General features: G+C 72.9%; 17 protein-coding genes and 1 tRNA gene. 7 read left to right on the top strand and 11 right to left on the bottom strand.

The window, feature by feature from the left end:
* Positions 1 to 261: 261 nt before the first annotated feature.
* Positions 262 to 2,865 (top strand): SpoIIE family protein phosphatase/ATP-binding protein, encoded by a 2,604-nt coding sequence (locus K7G60_RS32325; RefSeq protein WP_225804523.1) that lies wholly within the window; start codon positions 262 to 264, stop codon positions 2,863 to 2,865.
* A 195-nt stretch (positions 2,866 to 3,060) separates the two neighbouring features.
* Here K7G60_RS32325 and K7G60_RS32320 read toward each other — a convergent pair.
* Positions 3,061 to 3,137, bottom strand: a tRNA-Pro gene (locus tag K7G60_RS32320).
* Positions 3,138 to 3,422: 285 nt separating this feature from the next.
* On the opposite strand from K7G60_RS32320, the gene K7G60_RS32315 reads away from it, so the two are divergent.
* Positions 3,423 to 3,713, top strand: coding sequence for a hypothetical protein (locus K7G60_RS32315; protein ID WP_225804522.1), 291 nt, complete (start codon positions 3,423 to 3,425; stop codon positions 3,711 to 3,713).
* Between the two features lie 8 nt (positions 3,714 to 3,721).
* On the top strand, positions 3,722 to 4,930 hold the full coding sequence (locus tag K7G60_RS32310) for an acyl-CoA dehydrogenase family protein (protein ID WP_225804521.1): 1,209 nt from the start codon (positions 3,722 to 3,724) through the stop codon (positions 4,928 to 4,930).
* Between the two features lie 78 nt (positions 4,931 to 5,008).
* On the opposite strand, the gene K7G60_RS32305 is transcribed toward K7G60_RS32310, so the two are convergent.
* The 8 genes from K7G60_RS32305 to K7G60_RS32270 all read right to left on the bottom strand — a co-directional run bounded on the left by K7G60_RS32305 (position 5,009) and on the right by K7G60_RS32270 (position 12,259).
* Positions 5,009 to 5,581: a GAF domain-containing protein gene (locus tag K7G60_RS32305; RefSeq protein ID WP_225804520.1), complete on the bottom strand. Its 573-nt coding sequence runs from the start codon at positions 5,579 to 5,581 to the stop codon at positions 5,009 to 5,011.
* Positions 5,578 to 6,201, bottom strand: coding sequence for an ATP/GTP-binding protein (locus K7G60_RS32300; RefSeq protein WP_225804519.1), 624 nt, complete (start codon positions 6,199 to 6,201; stop codon positions 5,578 to 5,580). The genes K7G60_RS32305 and K7G60_RS32300 overlap by 4 nt, the downstream gene beginning before the upstream one ends.
* Positions 6,179 to 6,550: a DUF742 domain-containing protein gene (locus tag K7G60_RS32295; protein ID WP_225804518.1), complete on the bottom strand. Its 372-nt coding sequence runs from the start codon at positions 6,548 to 6,550 to the stop codon at positions 6,179 to 6,181. Before K7G60_RS32295 ends, K7G60_RS32300 begins: the two co-directional genes overlap by 23 nt.
* 2 nt (positions 6,551 to 6,552) lie before the next feature.
* Positions 6,553 to 6,987, bottom strand: a complete 435-nt coding sequence (locus K7G60_RS32290; RefSeq protein WP_225804517.1) for a roadblock/LC7 domain-containing protein — start codon at positions 6,985 to 6,987, stop codon at positions 6,553 to 6,555.
* A 6-nt stretch (positions 6,988 to 6,993) separates the two neighbouring features.
* Entirely contained in the window at positions 6,994 to 8,958 is a 1,965-nt protein-coding gene (locus K7G60_RS32285; protein ID WP_225804516.1) for an ATP-binding protein, read from the bottom strand.
* Positions 8,959 to 9,652: 694 nt separating this feature from the next.
* Positions 9,653 to 10,069: a hypothetical protein gene (locus K7G60_RS32280; protein ID WP_225804515.1), complete on the bottom strand. Its 417-nt coding sequence runs from the start codon at positions 10,067 to 10,069 to the stop codon at positions 9,653 to 9,655.
* A 625-nt stretch (positions 10,070 to 10,694) separates the two neighbouring features.
* Positions 10,695 to 11,651 carry an NAD-dependent epimerase/dehydratase family protein gene (locus tag K7G60_RS32275; protein ID WP_225804514.1) on the bottom strand — a complete coding sequence of 319 codons (957 nt, stop codon included), beginning with the start codon at positions 11,649 to 11,651 and terminating at the stop codon, positions 10,695 to 10,697.
* Positions 11,648 to 12,259 (bottom strand): hypothetical protein, encoded by a 612-nt coding sequence (locus K7G60_RS32270; protein WP_225804513.1) that lies wholly within the window; start codon positions 12,257 to 12,259, stop codon positions 11,648 to 11,650. Before K7G60_RS32270 ends, K7G60_RS32275 begins: the two co-directional genes overlap by 4 nt.
* Before the next feature lie 99 nt (positions 12,260 to 12,358).
* On the opposite strand from K7G60_RS32270, the gene K7G60_RS32265 reads away from it, so the two are divergent.
* Complete coding sequence (locus K7G60_RS32265; RefSeq protein ID WP_225804512.1) at positions 12,359 to 13,048, top strand: TetR/AcrR family transcriptional regulator; 690 nt, start codon at positions 12,359 to 12,361, stop codon at positions 13,046 to 13,048.
* Positions 13,049 to 13,269: 221 nt separating this feature from the next.
* The gene (locus tag K7G60_RS32260; protein WP_225804511.1) at positions 13,270 to 13,584 is read left to right on the top strand and encodes a hypothetical protein; all 315 of its coding nucleotides are present in this window, start codon (positions 13,270 to 13,272) and stop codon (positions 13,582 to 13,584) included.
* 25 nt (positions 13,585 to 13,609) lie between these two features.
* On the opposite strand, the gene K7G60_RS32255 is transcribed toward K7G60_RS32260, so the two are convergent.
* Positions 13,610 to 14,407 carry a VOC family protein gene (locus K7G60_RS32255; RefSeq protein WP_374115720.1) on the bottom strand — a complete coding sequence of 266 codons (798 nt, stop codon included), beginning with the start codon at positions 14,405 to 14,407 and terminating at the stop codon, positions 13,610 to 13,612.
* 245 nt (positions 14,408 to 14,652) lie between these two features.
* Positions 14,653 to 15,843: a PP2C family protein-serine/threonine phosphatase gene (locus K7G60_RS32250; RefSeq protein ID WP_225804509.1), complete on the bottom strand. Its 1,191-nt coding sequence runs from the start codon at positions 15,841 to 15,843 to the stop codon at positions 14,653 to 14,655.
* 341 nt (positions 15,844 to 16,184) lie between these two features.
* On the opposite strand from K7G60_RS32250, the gene K7G60_RS32245 reads away from it, so the two are divergent.
* Complete coding sequence (locus K7G60_RS32245) at positions 16,185 to 16,640, top strand: hypothetical protein (protein ID WP_225804508.1); 456 nt, start codon at positions 16,185 to 16,187, stop codon at positions 16,638 to 16,640.
* Between the two features lie 15 nt (positions 16,641 to 16,655).
* Positions 16,656 to 16,908 (top strand): DUF5335 family protein (locus K7G60_RS32240; protein WP_225804507.1); only part of this gene is annotated, 253 nt, incomplete at its 3' end.

Here is a 16,908-nt window from a genome sequence, read left to right as displayed (position 1 = left end):
GCGGCGCAGGCCGGCCGAGCCGGGAGGCCTCCGGGACGGCGACCCCTTGGCATCGCACTCGCCGCACGGTCGGGGTCGCCCGTCCCCCGCAGCCCTCGGGAGCGGAGACTCTGGGAGGCGGCCCCGACGCGTACGGTGAGCACCGGAGACCTGGCCGCGGAGAGGTGTTACAACTGGGGTTGTGAGCCCGTCTTGTCTCTCGTGCCGGGCATACCGGTGCGGTCGAGCCTAGGCAGAAGATTCGGAAGCGTCGCCGGGCAGGTGTTCGTCCTTCAGGTGGCGATCGTGGTGCTGCTCGCCGCCGGGGCCCTGCTGGCCCTGGTGTTGCAGTCGCGGCACGACATCGACCGAGAGGCGCGCAACCGGTCGGTCTCCGTGGCGCAGACCTTCGCGAAGTCCCTGGGCCTACGAGAAGCGCTGAAGACGCCGGACCCGTCCTCGGTTCTGCAGCCTCTCGCCGAGGAGACGCGCAAGGCCGCAGGGGTGGACTTCATCGTGGTGATGGACACCCACGGCATCCGCTACAGCCACCCTCAGCCCGATCGCATCGGCGAGCGGTTCGTCGGCACGATCGGGCCCTCGCTCGCGGGCCGGGTGCACACCGAGAGCGTGCAGGGGCCGCTCGGCAAGGAGATCCAGGCGATCGTGCCGGTCAACTCGCCCGAAGGCGATGTCGTCGCCCTCGTCTCGGCGGGCCTGACGGTGAAGAACGTGACCGGCATCGCCAACCGACAGCTTCCGGTCATCCTCCTGTCCATCGCCGGCGGCCTGGCGCTGGCCACCGTCGGCACGGCGCTGATCAGCCGAAGACTCCGCCGCCAGACCCACGGGCTCGGCACGCAGGAGATGACCCGCATGTACGAGCACCACGACGCGGTGCTCCACTCCGTCCGCGAAGGGGTGTTGATCACCGACGGCGAGGGGCGACTGCTCCTGGCGAACGACGAGGCCGGAAGGCTGCTCGACCTGCCGGACGACGCCGAAGGACGCCCCGTCGACGAGATCGGCATGGACCGCCGGATGGCGGACCTGCTGTTGTCCGGCCGGATCGCCACCGACGAGGTGCTGGAGGCCGGGGACCGGCTGCTCGTCGTCAATCAGCGTCCCACCCGCCCCGGGGGCCGCCCGCAGGGCTCGGCGGTCACCATCCGCGACTCCACCGAGATGCAGCTCCTGAGCAGCCGGGCGGAAACGGCCCGCAGACGGCTCAAGCTGCTCTACGACGCCGGGGGCGACATCGGCACCACGCTCGACGTGGTGCGGACGGCGGAGGAGCTGGCCGACGTCGCCGTCCCCCGGTTCGCGGACTTCGTGACGGTCGACCTGGCCGATCCGGTGCTGAACGGCGACGAGCCCGGCCCGGGCGCCGACATGCGGCGCACGGCGGTCAGCGGCATCCGCTCCGATCACCCGCTGTACCCGCTCGGCACTCTGATCGACTTCCTGCCGTCCACGCCGCAGGCGCGCGGATACGGCACGGGCGCGGCCGAACTCGTTCCCGATCTGCGTGACGCGCCGGGCTGGCACGCCCAGGACCCGCCCCGGACGTCGGCGATCGTCGACTACGGGATCCACTCCCTCATCGCCGCTCCGCTGAAGGCCAGGGGGGTCGTGCTCGGGGTGGTCAACTTCTGGCGCTCGCAGAAGCCGGAGCCGTTCGACGAGGACGACCTCTCCTTGGCGGAGGAGCTCGTCGGCCGCGCCGCGGTCACCATGGACAACGCCCGCCGCTACACGCGCGAACACCATCTCGCCGTGACGCTCCAGCGCAGCCTGCTGCCGCAGGATCTGCCCGAGCAGAGCGCCGTGGACATCGCCCACTTCTACCAGCCCGCCCAGTCCGGAGTGGGCGGCGACTGGTTCGACGTGATCGCTCTGCCGGGCAGCCGCGTCGGGCTCGTCGTCGGAGACGTCGTCGGGCACGGTCTGCACGCCGCGGCCACCATGGGGAGGCTGCGCACGGCGGTGCACAACTTCTCCTCCCTGGACCTGCCGCCCGACGAACTCCTCGCCCGTCTCGACAACCTCGTCCAGCGCATGGACCAGGAAGGCGACAGCGCCGCGCCGAACGGCGGCGTCCTGGGCGCGACCTGCCTGTACGCCGTCTACGACCCGGTCTCCCGGAACTGCACCATGGCACGGGCGGGGCACATGCCCCCGCTCGTGGTGGCCCCGGACGGCACGACGACGATCTCGGAACTGCCGGCCGGCCCCCCGCTGGGTCTGGGAGGCATGCCGTTCGAGGCCATGGACCTGCACCTGGCGGAGGGCAGCCAGCTCGTCCTGTACACCGACGGGCTGGTCGAGGAGCGGAGCCGGGACATCGCAGAAGGCCTGGAAAGGCTGCGCACGGCACTGAGCCACCCCGACCGGGACCCGAACGCCAGCCGCCGCGCCGTACTCGACGCCCTGCTCCCCAGTCAGCCGTCCGACGACATCGCGCTGCTCATCGCCCGGACACGCACCCTGGGGCCCGGCCGGGTCGCCCAGTGGGACGTTCCGTTCGACCCGAGCGAGGTCGGCGCCATGCGCAGCCGTGCGGCCGAGCAGCTCGAAGAGTGGGGCCTGGAGGAACTCGTCTTCAGCACGGAACTGATCCTCAGCGAGCTCATCACCAACGCCATAAGGTACGGCGCAGCGCCGGTTCACGTGCGTCTTCTGCGCGATCGCACCCTGACCTGCGAGGTGTGGGACAGCAGCAGTACCGCCCCGCACCTGCGGTACGCGGCCGGCATGGACGAGGGAGGCCGCGGACTGTTCCTGGTGGCACAGATCAGCGAGCACTGGGGCACTCGGTATACACCGGAAGGCAAGGTCATCTGGGCCGAACAGGTCCTGCCCACCGCCGGCCGGGCCCTCTCCTAGGGTGTGCGGCTGGTCTTCTGCCGACCCGACGGCCGGCCGCTCGGACCGCACCTGGTGCTCGACCGGCTCCACCGGCCTTCCGAGGAAGCAGGCGTCCCCGGGTCACGGTGCACGACCTGGGCCACCACGGCCCCGGACACACGAAAGGCCGCCCTCCCACGGATGAGAGAACGGCCCTCGACCTGCGTTTCCGCATGGTCGGGACGACAGGATTTGAACCTGCGACCCCTTGACCCCCAGTCAAGTGCGCTACCAAGCTGCGCCACGTCCCGATACCCGTCTGACCTGGGGTTTCCCCTGGCCGAACGCGCATGAGAACAATACCGCACTTTCCCCGGTGGTCGAGCACGCCTTTCCGGGCGCCCGCGCTCGGGGCGCGCACCAGGTGCGCGGCGTTCACTCTCCGTGATGCGCCTCCGCGCTTCCGAGTGCGCCCGCGCGCCCGCTCCGGCGGGCCGGAAGGAAGGGCCGACGGACCGAGGGGCGGTGCCACCTGGACGGGGAGGGAGGAGGGAGAGGTTCCGGAATGCCTCCCATCTGGGGAGGAAGAGGCCCATATGGAGACACGAACCGTTCCATCCCTCTACATGCGCATCTTTGCCTCCGTCGACGTGTGGCAGAAAGACGACCACGGGGAAGGAGGCACGGACCTGGCCGAGAGGGCCAAGACCACACGAAACACAGTCGGATTCAATCGTCAACTGCTCCTGTTTCAGTCAAAGTTCATGGCGATATTGATCCGTTCCGGAAAGATCAACACCATGAATGGGGTCGGCCTGTTCGGGACGGGACCACTGCCGATGCTCCACCTGCCCGGACAATCCGCCGGGCAGGCGTTTCGCAGGTGAGGACTCGGATGGACAGCTACTTCAACAGCCGACTGCATCATGAGCTCAGGAGTACGGTGCGTGACTTCGCGGAGCGTGAGGTCCGGCCGCGGATAGCCGAGATGGAGGCGTCCAGGACGGTCCACCACGAGCTGTCCCGCAAGATCGCCGAGCAGGGCTGGCTGGGCGCGACGATCGGCCGGGAGTACGGCGGCATGGGCGCCGGCCACCTCGCCAAGACGATCATCATCGAGGAGCTCTCCCGGGTCAGCGGGGCCATGGGCGCCATGGTCCAGGCCTCCCAGCTGGGCACCGCCAAGATCGTCCACTTCGGCAGCGACGAGCAGCGCAAGACCTGGCTTCCGGAGATCGCCGCCGGCGCGTGCCTGCCGACCATCGCGGTCACCGAGCCCGAGTCCGGCGGTCACGTCCTCGGGATGACCGCCAGTGCGGTCCGGGACGGCGACGACTACGTCCTCAACGGCAGCAAGGTCTACGTGGGCAACAGCCACGTCGGCGATCTGCACGGTGTCGTGGTCAGAACCGGTCCGGGATCGAAGGGACTCACCGCCTTTCTGGTCGAAGCCGATCGCCCGGGGTTCAGGACCGGTCCCCAGCAGCAGGCGATGGGCCTCCACGGCTTCAGCTTCGGTGAGCTGATCTTCGAGAACTGCCGGGTGCCGGCCGCCAACCGGCTCGGCGACGAGGGCGACGGTCTCGCCGTCGCGTACTCCTCCAGCGTGCTGTACGGACGGGCCAACCTCACCGCCGTCTCGCTCGGCATCCACCAGGCGATCCTGGAGGAGACCACGCGGTTCACCTCCGAGCGCATCCGCTACGGAAAGCCCCTCCACGAACTTCCCACGGTCAAGCTGAAGCTGGGGCAGATGCAGTCCCGGCTGATGACCGCCCGGCTGGCCGCGTACCACGCCGTGCACCTGCTCGACCAGGGGCTCTCCTGCGACACCGAGCTGATGAACGCCAAGCTCGTCAACGTCGAGTCGGCGATCGACTCCGGTCGCAACGCCATGGAGATCCACGCCGCCGCCGGCCTCTTCACGGACCGGGCCATCGAGCGCTACCTCCGGGACGCGCACCACATCTTCGCCCCGGCCGGCACCTCCGACATCCAGCTCCTGCGGCTGGCCGAGGTCGCCCTCGGCCAGGACAAGGGCAGCTGGTCGGAGCGCCTGTCCGAGCTGGTCCGCACGCCGGAGCCGGAGCTCCTGCACGTCTGATCCACCACCCCACGAGCCGGGAGCCCCGGTACGGCCTTCGCCGTACCGGGGCTCCCGGCTGTCGTCGGACGGTGGCGGTCAGAGCATGCCGTCCTCGCGGCGGTGGATCTGCTCCATGAGCTCCGCCGCCATCGCCTTGATCGTCTCCAGACCGGCACGCCCCCACGGCCGGACGTCGGTGTCGACCACGCAGATGGTGCCGAGGGCGACACCGGTGCGGTCGATCAGCGGCGCCCCCATGTAGGAGCGGATGCCGATCTCGTCCACGACCGGGTTGCCCGCGAAGCGCGGGTAGTCGCAGACGTCCTCCAGGACGAGCGCCTTGCGCCGCACCACGACGTGCGGGCAGTAGCCGTGGTCACGGGCCATGAAGCGGCCGACGCCCCCGGCGCCCGCCGCGGCCGCGCCCAGGTCGCTGCCGGAGTGGGTGCCCCCGGGGGTGTGCAGCCCCGCGAAGAACTGCCGGTTCTCGTCGATGAAGTTGACCATCGAGAACGGGGCGCCGGTCACCTCGGCGAGCCGGTGGGCGAAGTCGTCGAACGCCGGGTCCGGCCGCTCCCCGAGGCCGAGTTCGCGCAGCCGCTGCACTCGGGCGGGCGCCTCCTTGTCGATGGGGGTCAGCAGGAGGTGACCGGTCGGGTCGTAGGTCATGGCGTGGCTCCGTAGCTCGGCACGGTGTCCGGGATGGTGGTGAGCAGATGCTGGACGAGGGTCAGCAGGGTGCGGATGCCGGAGCTGGAGATCCGGGCGTCGCAGGTGACGACCGGCACCTCCGGCTTGAGGTCGAGGGCGGCCCGTACCTCGTCCGGTTCGTAGCGGTAGGCGCCGTCGAACTCGTTGACCGCCACGATGAACTGGATCCCCCGCCGCTCGAAGAAGTCCACGGCGGAGAAGCACTCCTGGAGCCTGCGGGTGTCGGCCAGGACGACCGCCCCGAGCGCGCCCTCGGAGAGCTCGTCCCACATGAACCAGAAGCGCTCCTGGCCCGGGGTGCCGAAGAGGTACAGGACGTGGCGGTCGTCGAGCGTGATGCGGCCGAAGTCCATGGCGACGGTGGTCGTGGTCTTCGACTCCACGCCCTCCAGGCTGTCGGTGGCCGCGCTGACCGAAGTGAGCAGCTCCTCGGTGCTCAGCGGTTCGATCTCGCTGACCGCGCCCACGAGGGTCGTCTTGCCGACGCCGAATCCGCCCGCCACCAGGATCTTCAGCGCGGTGGGGAAGGGGTCGGCCGCGAAACCCTCGTGGCGCTCAGAGCCGTTGTCGTAGGCCATCGAGCACTGCCTCCAGCAAGGAACGGTCGGTTGGATTGGCGTGGAAACGGGGCGCCCTGGCGGTCAGCGCCCCGCAGTCCACGAGGTCGGAGAGCAGGACCTTGGTCACGACGGCCGGGAGCCGTAAGTGCGCCGCGATCTCGGCCACCGAGGTGGGCCCGTCGCACAGCCCGAGGGCCAGGCTGTGCTCGGGACCCATGTGCGGCTGGGGGCTCGAACCGGTCGCCATCACCAGGGACAGCAGGTCCAGGGCGGTGGAGGGTTTGGTCCGGCCGCCGCTGACGGTGTACGGGCGGATCAGCCGCCCGGCCGCGTCGTCGAGCCAGGGCCCTTCCTGGTGGGACGGCACGTCTACTGCCCGCGCCCGCCGGCAGCGCCGGCGGCCTGCCGGGCGGGGGTGACCAGGTACGGCCGGACGCTCTTGACGAGCATCGCCATCTCGTAGCCGAGGACGGCGGCGTCCGCCTCGCGCCCGGCGAGGACGGCCAGGCACGTGCCGGAGCCCGCGGTGGAGACGAACAGGAGGGTGGAGTCGAGCTCCACGACCACCTGGCGGACCTCGCCGCCGTCGCCGAAGCGGGCGCCCGCGCTGCGGCCGAGCGAGTACAGCCCGGAGGCGAGGGCCGCCATGTGGTCGGCGGCGTCGGGGTCGAGGCCGTGCACGGATTTCACGAGACCGTCGGAGGAGAGCAGGACGGCGTTGCGGGTGTAGGGGACCCGCTGGACCAGACCGCTGAGCAGCCAGTCGAGATCCGAGGAATGGCCGGTCGGCGCATTGCTCGCCATGGTGATCTACTCCTTGTGCGCGTCGCCAAGACGCAGCGATTCATGGGGGGCGGGCTGGGATTCGGCGAGGCCGATGCCGCGCTGGAACGCGGCCATCAGGCCCGGGTCGTGCAGGGCGTGCTCCTCGGTCCTGCGGGCCACGGGCTCGTCCCGCAGCTGCGGGACGATGTGCTCCTGTGCACGCCTCTTGGGGAGCAGGGGCCTGCCGTCGTCCTCGGCACGGGGGGCCGGGGGGAGCGGCGAGAGCAGGTGGTCCGGCGGGCCGGCGTGGCCGGCGCCGGCCGGCCGGTCCGGTGTCGTGGGGGCGGGGCCGGGGTCCCCGTATCCGCCCGTACGGAGGTACGGGTGCGAGCCCGGCGCGGAGGCCTCCTCGTGGCGGGCGGCGGCCCGCTCCGGGGAGGGCGAGGGTACGGACTGCGGTACGGGAGCGGTGGCGGCCGTCCCGCTCATGACGGTGGGTGCGGGCGCCTGCGCGTGGCCGGGGGCACGGCCCGTGACCTGCGCCGGAACCGGGGCCGGTGCCTGGGGCGGCACGGCGGCCGGGGGCTGGACCGGGGCGTGACCCGGCGCGGAGGCCGGAGCGGGGGCGCGTCCCGGGACCTGGCCAGGTGACGGGACGGCGGCCGCGGGCCGGGCCGGCGGCTGCATCTGCACCTGGTCGGGCGGGATCGCCGCGGAACCGGCGGTCGCGGCGGTCTGGCGCTCGTGCTGCGCGAGGCCCTCGGGGTCGGAGCCGAGGAGGCCCTGCGGGAGGACGAGGACGGCCTGCACACCGCCGTAGATGTTGGACTGGAGGCGCACCGCGATGCCGTGCCGGCGGGCCAGCGCCGAGACGACGAAGAGTCCGATGCGGCCGTCCTGGAGCAGGTGCGCGACGTTGACCTGGTCGGGGTCGGCGAGCAGGGCGTTCATCTTGTTCTGCTCGGTGACGGGCATGCCCAGGCCCCGGTCCTCGACCTCGATCGCGAGGCCCGCCGTGACGTACTGGGCGCGCAGCAGCACCGTGGTGTGCGGCGCGGAGAACAGCGTCGCGTTCTCGACGAGTTCGGCGAGGAGGTGGATGACGTCGGCCACGGCATGGCCCCGGAGCGTACCGTCGATCGGGGGTACGAGCTTCACGCGCGGGTACTGCTCGACCTCGGCGATGGAGGAGCGCAGCACCTCGGTCATGGTGACCGGGTTCGACCACTGGCGGCGGGAGATGGCACCGCCGAGCACGGCGAGGTTCTCGGCGTGGCGGCGGATGCGGGTGGCCAGGTGGTCGACGTGGAACAGGCCCTTGAGCAGCTCCGGGTCCTCGACCTCGTTCTCCAGCTCGTCGAGGAGCTGGATCTCGCGGTGGACCAGGGACTGCAGGCGCCGGGCGAGGTTGACGAAGACCTCGACCTTCTGTTCGTTTCCGACGCTACTGGAGAGCCGCGAGGCCTGCACGACGGCCGCCACGGCGGCCTCGTGGGAGCGGGTCAACTCCTGCGAGAGAAGGTCGAATTCGTCGCCTGAGGCGGGAGCGGCCGGCTGGACCGGCCGCTCCGGTGGACCTTCTCCCCTGCGCAACCGTTCGACCACCGCCCGGAGTTCTCCCTGGTCTCGGACGCTGGCGCGGCGCAGGGAGTTGCAGCGGTCGAGGACGGCCTTGGCCGCCCGGTCGGCGCCGAGCGCGGCGGCCGTCACGGAGGCGACGGTGAGGGCGGCGGCGCCGGTGAGCGCGGCCCAGAGGCCGGGGCTCGGGCTGGCCCCCGTGGAGCGGATGGTGAAGAGGACGGCCGCCGCGCCGCCCAGGGCCACCGCGACGGCGGGGAGCACGGAGGTGCGCAGGAGTTGGGGGCGTATGCGGGCTTCGGCGGGAAGCGGTGCGGAGCTCTGCGCCGGGGGGTTGCCGTGGGTACCGGTGGCGGAGCGGGCGCCCGGCCGGCCGTGCCGCCCGCCCTCGCGTCGATCGGACCGCGAGGCGGGTGCGCGAAGTTGAGACATGAGTGTCCTTGGTACGTGCCCAGGAATCGGCGTACTGCGGGGGTGTTCTGCAGGGGGTGTACGGGGGGGGTGTTCTACAGACGTTCGATGAGCCTACCGGTGATCATCAGCCACACACTGTAGTCGTCAACCGTTCATGTGCGGTGCGCAGTTGACAAACTTACCCGTAGATCGGCCCGCTCTGGTATTGCCCTCGCGTGGGCGGCCGAGAACGATCGGCCGAAAGCCGATGTCATGGCCGGATGGGGCACCGAGGAGCGGGAACGGAAGAGGCCGAAGACGCCCCCACACCGTCGCACTCGGCGGAAATCGCCCCTTACCGGAATCCCCGGAGACGATGTGCTCCTCGGCTCGTGTCCCTCCTCCGAGGGGACGAACACGGCCTCCGGCGCGTCCCCGCCCGCGCCCCCGCGGGCCTCCCCGGCCGCCCCCGCGACCCGCGGATCGCCTGCGCCTCGGCGCTCCGGAGCCGGGCGGGCGGTGACGGTCGGTGAGAGCGGAGGCCCGCTGGAAGCGGGGGCCACCGCCGTGGAGGTCCGGGGGATTCGCCGTCCCGGGAGGCCCCGGGGCTTCCCGAGGGCCGGGGAGGGACGCGGCGGCACCGCCCTTCAGGGGCGCCCCGGGGAGGCGCGGAACAGGAGCGCCGCAGCCGGGCTTCCGCCCGGACCGCGACGCTCGTGAGCGATCGCGCCGGTCAGGTCGCCGTGGCCTCGGCGACGGTCTGCTTCACCGCGGCTTCCTGCACGGCCGCGCCGTAGGACTTCGGCTCGTCCACGTCGGGGTGGTGCCCGCGCCCGGCCGCGAGTGCGGCGTCGTGGATCCCGTACCACCGGTCGGTGGGCGTCCTGCCGCCGACCCGGGGCAGGTCGGCGGCCGGCTTCCGCGCCGCGCAGCCCGCCTCGCTCATGCGCTGGTCGTCCGTCCCGTCGCGCGCACCGGTGACCAGGCGCGTCCGCGCCCGGGTGGGCATGTGCGCCTCGACGGGCGGTCGCCACGCCGAGGGAGCGTCGGGCGCGCCGACCTCTGCCTTCGCCGCCCGCGCCCGGGCGGCGGGCGGGTACGGGGAGGCACTCGGCCCCTCCGCGGCGGTCCGCGCGTCGACGCCGTGCACCGTGTGAAGGGCCGTCCCGTCCCGGCGGCGAGCCACCGGCTCCGCCCGCACGGAAACCGAGCGGGACGACCGTGCCGATGACGCCGTCGGGAGGGTCACCTGACGCCGTCGGGAGGTTCACCGAAATCCCCTGCCGCAGGACCGGGGTTCCGGTGGGCGCCCGCCTGTCCGGGGTCGTGATGGACGGTGAACTCGAAATCCGACGGTGGCCGAAAACGACCTCTCCCCCACCTCCCGGCGGAGCGCCGCCTCGTCATGCGGCAGACGCTTCCGGCCCCGGTCCCCGACGGCAGCGGGGTGATTCGCCCGGCTCCGAAAAGGCGTCACCGCCTTGGGTTCCGGGGCGGGACTATGTCAAGTAGCCACGCCGTGCGCCTCACGGACGGGCCTCGCGCGTCGGCTGCCGGAGGTTCCGGGGATCCCTGGCGCGCCGGAGGCGGTTCAGCCTTCGGATCCCGTCGACGACGAGGCCGGTGCCGGCAAGGACGGCGAAGGTCGGGCAGGGGACGGCGGTGACGCTGTCGGAGACGTAGAGGGCGAGAAGCGCCGCGCCCGCGGTCCCGCCCCGGCGGGCTTCTCGGTCGACTCCGAGGGCCCACTTCCCGAGGGCACGCTTCCCGAGGGCCTACTTCCCGAGGGCACGGTAGGCCGCCACCGTCTGCTCCAGCGCCTCCTCCACCGGGGTGGCGACGGCGCCGAGCCGGTCCCGGACGAGGCTGGAGTCGACGACGAACGGCTCGGCGAACTCGTACCGCATCTCGATGAGTTCGCGCACCGTGCGGTTCACCGCCCCCATCGCGTACAGGGCGGCCGTCGGCATCCGCCGCAGCCGCGCGGCGCCGGGACGGCCGGTGGCGCGGTGGGCCAGGTCGACGAGTTCGCGGGTGGTGCGCGTGTGCGGGTCGTTGGGGAGGTGCCAGATGCGGCCCGGGGCGTCGGGGTGGCGGCCGAGGAGGGCGAGCGCCTCCCCGATGTCCGGGACGAAGGTGTACGTGTGCGGCTGGTCCGGATCGCCGAGGACGGTGGCGGTGCGGCCGGCCAGGAGGGCCGGGAAGACCAGGTCGCCGAGGTTGGACTGGGCGCCGCCGCGCGGTCCGAAGTAGTCGGAGGCGCGGCCGATCGCCACCTCCACGCGCCCGGCCTCGTGCGCGGCGAGCAGGTCCCGCGCCATCCGGCCCCGCAGCCGGCCCTTGCGGGTGGTCGCGGCGTCGGGGGTCTCCTCGGTGAAGGGGCGGCCCCCGGGCGGCCCGTAGCCGTAGACGTTGTCCATGGAGACCATGCGGGCACCGGCCGCCTCGGCCGCGGCGAGCACGCCTGCCTGGAGTGCGGGGAACTCCTGCCGCCAGCGGTGGTACGGCGGGTTGAGCGCCTGGTAGACGACGGCGGCGCCGGCCGCGACGGCGGTGGTGAACGCGGGATCGGCCGCGCCGCCGGCGACCACCTCGACACCGTCGGGGACGTCCGCGCGGCCGGACCGGTTGACGATCCGGACGGACTCTCCCCGGCGCACCAGCGCCTCGGCGACGGCCGTGCCCACGGCGCCGGAACCGAAGACCACGTGACGGGGGGTGGTGTGCTTCATGCGTCGACCTCGCGGGGTGAGCCCGGGCCGGTGACCCGGCCGGGAGCGGTGAGGGGCAGGAGCCCGTGGAGCAGGACGCCGGAGAGGGCGGAGAAGGTGAGGGCGCCGGTGGCGCCGAAGACGGTGAACCGTGCCTCCACCCCGACTCCGGCGAGGGTGGTCACCGTCCAGCCCGCCGCCCATAGGACCGGCATCGCCACCGCCCAGAGCCACGGCAGGCGGGCGGCACGCGGCAGGGCGCAGGCCTGGGCCACGCCGAGCAGGACGCCTTCGACGGCGCCCATGAGCGCCGTCGAACCGGGATCGGTCCGGTGGCCGGCCAGGGCGGCACCGAACAGGAGCCCGAGCCCGCTGCCGGCCGCGGTCGCCGCGGACCAGCGCGCCGGGGCCAGCCGGCCGGAGGAGACGAGCGCCTGCCCGGCGCCGATCACCGCCCCCGTCACGACCCCGCCCACCAGGGCGCTCACCGCGTCGTCGACCGGGCCGGCCGCCGCGCGGCCGGCGAGCCCGGCGAGGGGGAACGCCAGGAAACCGGCCGTCCACCGGATCCAGCCGCGCGAGGCGGGGCCTCGGGGGCCGCGGACGGGGACGCGCAGGGGAACGCGCATGGGAACCGCCTCCAATTTCTGTACGCCGTGCAATTAATGTACGCCGTGCAAAAATGGCTCGTCAAGGTTTCGGGTCAGCACGGGCGAGGAGGCGTACGGATGGCACAGGACACACCGCCGGCGAAGCGGGGCCGGAAGCGGGCGGTCCGCGAGGAGGAGGTCGTCGCGGCGGCCATCCGGCTGCTCGGCGCCCGCGGCGCCGACGCGGTGAGCATCCGCGGGATCGCCGCCGAGCTGGGACTGGCGCCGAACGCCGTCTACACGTACTTCCCGGACCGTGCCGCGGTGGTACGGGCGGTCGTCGAGCACCTGCTCGGCGAGACCGACCTCGCGGCGCTCGCCGCCCGCGACACGCCCTGGCGGGACCGGGTCCACACGCTCGCCGCCGACCTGCGGCACCGCCTGCTCGCCCACCCGGGAGCGGTCCACCTGCTGCTCTCCGGCCCGATGGACGGCCCCCACGCCCTCGCGCTCGGCGAAGCCCTCCTCACGGTCCTCGCGGAGGCCGGTCTCGGCCCGACGGAGGCGGCCCGCGCCTCGTACCTGCTGATCGTCCAGGTCCTCGGAGCGATCGCCCTGGAGGCCGCCGAACTCCCCTCGCCCGCGCCGGCCCCGCCGGTCGCCGAGCGGATCGCGACCCGCCGGGAGCAGCTCCGCGCCGTCCCCGCCGACCGCTACCCGCGCACGGCCGAGGCGGCGGACACGATCGCACGGTTCGTCTCGGACGAGCAGTACGCGTGGGGGCTCGACCGGGTCCTGGACGGCATCGCGGAGCGGGCGAAGGGCTGAGGCCCCTTCCGGCGTCCTGGCGCCGGTCCGGCGAGTCCCGCCCCCCTGCCGGACTTCCCGCCGACGAGATCCGCTCACCCCGCGGCCGGTCCGACGAGCGCGCGCAACCGCGCCGCCCCCACTGCGCACGCGCCCCGCACGCGCACAGGGCCCGGCCGTGCTCCTCGACCGTTCCAGGGCGCATCGCCCCCGTACGCCGCTCCTTCTCCTAGGCTCGGCACATGACCGAGAACGAGATCCAGCTCAAGGCCATCGCGGCACTCACGGCTCTGCGCGGTGGCGTCGGAGCCGATTACGTCTCCGAGCTGCTCGGCGAGGTCATTCCGACGTCGTTCCTCGTCCCCGACACCGGCGATCCGGCCGAGGTCGGTTCCGCCGTGCTCGACCAGCTCTCCGCACCGCTGAGCGCCTTGATCAACGGATTCGTGCTGGCCTTCGAACAGCTGGCGGACGCCTACGACCGGACGGAGCCCGAGGCGCCCACGGACGTCATCCTGCAGTCGCTCGCACTGGCCCTCGCGCGCGAGCAGGACTGATCCCGCCGCGTTCCGGCGGGGTGCCTCACACCGTCGCGGACGGACGGTCGGAGTGGTCGAGGGTGAACAGCCCCCCGTCGGGATCCCGGAGCGTCACCTGACGGCCGCCGCCCCACTCCGGGCCGGTGACCGTGCCGCCACCGTGTTCCAGCGCCCGTGCGACCGCCCTGTCCAGATCCGGAACCTTGAAGTGGACCAGCCAGCGGGGCCGCAGCTGCGGTTTCGGCGCCGCTTCCTCGACGGGCCCGCTGTTCAGCCTGGCGACAGGGCGGCCGCGCCGCCGCAGCACCACCTGGTCCTCCTCGTACGAGGTGTCGCAGCAGTTGCCGCCGTCGCCCCGGCCCCACTCCAGCACCTCGCCGTAGAACAGCGCGGCGTCGAAGGCGTTGCCCGTGTGGAGTTCCAGCCAGGCCGGGGACTCGGCCGCACCGACGCTCCACTCGGCCAGGACGCCCCCGTCCCAGACACCGAAGACCGCGCCCTCCCGGTCCGCCACCAGGGCGGCCCGGCCGCTCGGCGGGTACGAGACCGGCCCCACCCCGACCGTCCCTCCCCGCTCCCGGACCCGGGCCACGGCCGCGTCGGCGTCCTCGACGGCGAAGTACGGGGTCCAGGCCACCGGCACGGCGAAGTCGCCCGCCACGGCCCCGATGCCGGCGATGGGCACTCCGTCGACCTCGGCCACCGAGAAGGCCCGTCCGAAGCGGCCCCGTCGAAAGGTCCAGCCCAGCACGGCTTCGTAGAACCGCTCCGCCGCCTCGCGGTCGCGCGCGGTCAGGCTCAGCCAGCAGGGCGCGCCGATCACATCCGCTGCCACCAGCACCACGGGAGTCTCCCTTCCGCGTGTGTCCGAAGCCCCCGGTCAGCGGCATGCAGGGGCGCTCACCTGTGACTGTGCCCCCCGCCACGCTCTCTACGCGGCCCTGCCGAGCCCCCTCCCGCGGCAGGCGCCGCCGGGACACCCGGTACGCCGCCCGGACCGCGAAACCCCTCGCAGGGGCGCTCCGGGCGCGGAGGCGCGCGAGGAAGCCGGCATGGCCGGCCCGCTCCCCGGCGGGGCCGCACGGTTCACGCGCCGTGCCACTCGGCGAGGAGGACGGTGGCGTCGTCGTTGAGCCGTCCGTCGTGATGTTCCAGTACGGCGCGTACCAGGCGGCGCAGGGTTTCCGGGACCCGCAGCTCGGCGGCCTGCTGCCGGACGATGAAGTCGACGAAGTGGTCGAGGCCGAACTCGCGGCCGTGGCGGTCGCGGGCTTCGGTGATGCCGTCGGTGTAGAGGATCAGCCGGTCGCCCGCCTGGAGCTGCTCCCGGTGGACTTCGGCGGGGAGGCCGAGTTCGGTGCCCAGCGGATGGCTGGGCCGGCGGTCGAGCGCCGTGATCCAGCGGCCCGCGCGGATGAGGATCGGGGGCAGGTGCCCGCAGTTGATCCACGAGAGGACGCCCGTGTCCAGGTCGAGGTCGGCGAGGACGGCGGTGGTGTAGCGGTCGTGGGTGAACTGCTCGATCAGGGTGCTCTCGATGCTGTCCCGCGCCTGGCTGAGGTCCGCCCCCTGACGGCGCTCGTTGCGGCAGGTGGCCATCGCGAGGTTGGCGGTGAGACCGGCGGCCGTGTCGTGGCCCATGGCGTCGAAGATCGCGAGGTGGGCGGCATGACCCGCCAGCGCGTAGTCGAAGGCGTCCCCCGCGGTGGCGTAGGCGGGCTCCATGGCCGCGGCGATGGTGATCCTGGGGCCGGTGTAGGTGCGCGGGGGCATCAGCGTCCACTGCATCTCCGCCGACACCGACATGGGCTCCAGGCGGGTGAGGCGGGCGTAGGAGTCGCTGCGCGGGCGCTGGGACACGAGCATCAGCCCGACCACGGAAGCGAGGTCCTCCATGGCCTGGACGGCTTCGTCGTCCGGCTCCTCCCGGAGGGTGAGGCCCAGGACGCCGAGGCGCTCCGTGCCGTCGAGGAGCGGAAGCCAGTACTGGCCGCCCGTCCTCCCCTGGGAGGAGCGGACCCGCAGGGTCTGGAAGACCCGGCCCGCCAGCGTGCCGTCGACCTTCAGCTCCCGGCCGCCCAGGCGCGCGTCGACGCCCTCTCCGGTGACCTCGCGCAGCGTGTCCTCCCGCAGGTCCACCACGTAGATGCACGCCTGGTGGAAACCCGCCGGCGAGGCATGCCGCCTCACCAGGGCCGGGAGCTGCTCGAAGTCGGCCATGTGACTGGCCCTGAGCAGTCCCGCCAGCATGCGCGCGTATTCGGTGGCAGCGGCCATGAGTCTCATCCTGGAACGAAGGGCTCGCCCTCACCACCCGCGGCCGCGGCGAGGGGCGTCCTCGGCGCGCGTCCTGCCGACCCCGGCGGCCCGACCCCTGCCCCTGGACGCGTGCCGGTCTCCCCCCTCGGTGATGGATCGACGCACGAGGGCGAACCGAAATGGGCCCACTTGCGTGGATTGGCCCCCCCGGGAGAGGGCATCTCGGAAAGCACACGGGGCGTGTCCGACCGTCGGCCGTTCGGGGAGGGGTGCCGGCCCCCTCGGCCGCGCGAAAGGGGGGCGCCCCCGGAGAAACGGTCCCTCGATCACGACGGAGGCACGGAAGGAGGCGGCGGCCCGTGGCGCGCCTGCTGGTGCGGAACGACGACGTGGTCGTACGGCTGTCGTGGCGGGAAGCGCTCCTCGCCCGACGGAAAGACGTACGGGTGCCCCTTGCGGACGTGCGGGGGGCGATGGTCGAGGCGGACTGGTGGCGCACCCTGCGGGGCACCGCGCAGCACGGGCGCTGGCGCCCCGAACGCTTCTGCCTGGGCACGTGGCGGCATGCGGGCGGCATCGACTTCGTCGCCGTACGCGCCCCCGGCCCGGTGGCCGTGGTCGATCTGTTCCCCGGCCGCCGTTTCGCCCGCCTCTCCGTCTCCACCGCCGACCCGGAGGGCACCGTGCGGGCCGTGCGGCTCGCGGCGCGGTGGGCACGGGAAGGGGCGGATCCGCCCCGCGGCGGGCGGCGGCATGAGCCGTCACGGAACAGGGGAGGCGACAGGAGAGAGAAGCGATCCACCAGAAGCGCCTGAGGGAGGATCGACGCCATGCCCGACACCCCCGTGCTCGACCGCGGCCGCTGGACGGCCGCGCTCGACGAGCTGACCGACGCCCACGGCGGGGAACTCGTCAGCATCGAAGTGCTGGACCCCGCGATCGGGCACCAGTACGAAGCCGAGCGGCTGCCCTTCGCCTACCTCGCGTACGACCCGAAGGACGACACGGTGATCGTCGCCGTCGGCGGGAAGCCGCCGCGCCACCCCGTCGTGCTGCGGCACATGGTGCCGCACCCCAAGGAGA

Source organism: Streptomyces sp. NK15101 (assembly GCF_020400725.1).
In the GTDB taxonomy this organism is placed as follows: Bacteria; Actinomycetota; Actinomycetes; order Streptomycetales; family Streptomycetaceae; genus Streptomyces.
Note: the sequence above shows the minus strand (reverse complement) of the source record. Positions and strands in the feature narration are given on the sequence as shown.